This window comes from Fibrobacter sp. UBA3629 (assembly GCF_002374005.1).
In the GTDB taxonomy this organism is placed as follows: domain Bacteria; phylum Fibrobacterota; class Fibrobacteria; order Fibrobacterales; family Fibrobacteraceae; genus Fibrobacter.
Genome location: NZ_DFLC01000034.1, coordinates 1 through 2,310, shown reverse-complemented (window position 1 = coordinate 2,310; position 2,310 = coordinate 1). Strand labels below are relative to the sequence as shown.

The window sequence follows — 2,310 nt, the reverse complement described above, 5'->3', positions numbered from 1 at the left end:
ACGAACACCTTGCCGTCTTCGATGGCGTACTGCATGTTCATGAGGCCGCAAACGTGGAGGGCTTCGGCAATCTTCCTGGTGTAATCCTTGATGGTTGCCAAGTTTTCCTTGGTGATGGTTACCGGCGGGATAATGCAGGCGGAGTCACCGGAGTGGACACCGGCAAGTTCCACGTGTTCCATCACGGACGGGATGTAAACATGTTCGCCGTCGGAGAGGGCGTCGGCTTCGCATTCCAAAGCGTTGTGGAGGAAGCGGTCAATGAGGAGCGGACGATCCGGAGTCACGCCGACAGCCTTCGCCACGTATTCGCGGAGCATGGCTTCGTCGTAGATGACTTCCATGCCGCGGCCGCCAAGCACGAAGCTCGGGCGGATCATCACCGGGTAGCCGCCAATCTGCTTGACGCAAGCGAGGGCTTCGTCGATGTTCGTGGCCATGCCACTTTCCGGCATCGGGATGCCAAGCTGGTCCATCATCTTGCGGAACAGGTCACGGTCTTCAGCGATATCGATGGAGTCGATGCTGGTGCCGAGAATCTTGACGCCTTCGTCGGAGAGGGCGCGGGCGATGTTCAGCGGAGTCTGGCCACCGAACTGCACGATCACGCCAGCCGGCTTTTCCTTGTGGTAAATCTGGAGAACATCTTCGAGGCAGACCGGTTCGAAATACAGCTTGTCGCTGGTATCGTAGTCGGTAGAAACCGTTTCCGGGTTGCAGTTGACCATGATGGTTTCGTAACCCATTTCGCGGAGGGCCATGGCAGCGTGGCAGCAGCAGTAGTCGAATTCGATGCCCTGGCCGATTCTGTTGGGGCCACCGCCGAGAATCATGATCTTCTTCGGGTTGGTGGAAGCGGTAGATTCGTCCTTGCAGTTGTAGGTGCTGTAGTAGTAGAACTGGTTTTCCACACCGCTCACCGGCACTGCGCACCAGCCTTCCACCACGCCGAGTTCGGTACGCTTCTTGCGCACGTCCTTTTCGCGGATGCCGAGAATCTTCGCGATGTACTTGTCGCTGAAGCCGTCCTTCTTGGCCTTGATGAGGAGTTCATCGGAAGGCAGACGCCCCGGAGTCTTGAGCATTTCTTCTTCGAGTTCCACGAGTTCGCGCATCTGCTGCACGAAGTAGGCCTTTTCGTAGGTGGCGGCGAAGATTTCTTCGTCGGTTGCACCCTTGCGGATAGCTTCGTACATCTGGAAGTGACGTTCGGAGCTCGGGGTCTTGAGCATTTCGAGGAGTTCTTCCTTGCTCTTCTTGTTGAAGTCCTTCGCAAAGCCGAGGCCGGAACGACCGTTTTCGAGACCGCGGATAGCCTTCTGGAGGGTTTCCTTGTAGGTCTTGCCGATAGCCATGACTTCGCCCACAGCCTTCATCTGGGTGCCGAGGCAGTCATCCACACCGCGGAACTTTTCGAATGCCCAGCGAGCGAACTTGAGCACAACGTAGTCACCGCTCGGGGTGTACTTTTCGAGGCTTCCATCGCGCCAGTACGGAATCTGGTCGAGGGTGAGGCCTGCAGCGAGCTTTGCAGAAATGAGAGCGATCGGGAAGCCGGTAGCCTTGGAAGCAAGGGCGGAAGAACGAGAGGTACGCGGGTTGATTTCGATAATCACCACGCGGCCGGTCTTCGGGTCGTGAGCGAACTGCACGTTGGTACCGCCAATCACACCGATGGATTCCACAATCTTGAAGGCCTTTTCCTTCAGTTCTTCTTCGAGCTTCTTGTCGATGGTGAGGAACGGGGCTGCGCAGAAGGAATCGCCGGTATGCACGCCCACCGGGTCGATATTTTCGATGAAGCAGATGGCAATCATCTGGTTCTTGGAATCGCGCACGACTTCGACTTCCAGCTCTTCCCAACCGAGGATGGATTCTTCGATGAGGCACTGGTGCGTCATGGAGAGTTCAAGACCGTTGGAGCAAATGGTGCGGAGTTCTTCTACGTTGTAGCAGAAACCGCCGCCTGCACCGCCCATGGTGTATGCCGGGCGGACCACCACCGGGTAGCCGATTTCAGCCACGATCTTTTCGGCTTCTTCCACAGAGTGGCAAATGCCGGAGCGCGGGGTGTCGATGCCGAGCTTCTGCATGGTTTCCTTGAAGATTTCACGGTCTTCGCCGCGTTCGATAGCGTCGAGGTTCACACCGATGACCTTCACGCCGTACTTGTCCAGCACGCCGCTCTTGGAAAGCTCACTGGAAAGGTTGAGTGCCGACTGGCCGCCCAGGTTGGGCAGGATGGCATCGGGGCGCTCCTTGGCGATGATGGCCTCAAGGCGCTCGACGTTGAGCGGCTCGATGTAGGTG

1 protein-coding gene is annotated in these 2,310 nt (G+C 57.4%); it reads right to left on the bottom strand.

Annotated elements, in window-relative coordinates; translation table 11 throughout:
• A partial coding sequence (gene carB / locus B2310_RS10390) for a carbamoyl-phosphate synthase large subunit (RefSeq protein ID WP_290731244.1) occupies positions 1-2,310 on the bottom strand: 2,310 nt, incomplete at both ends.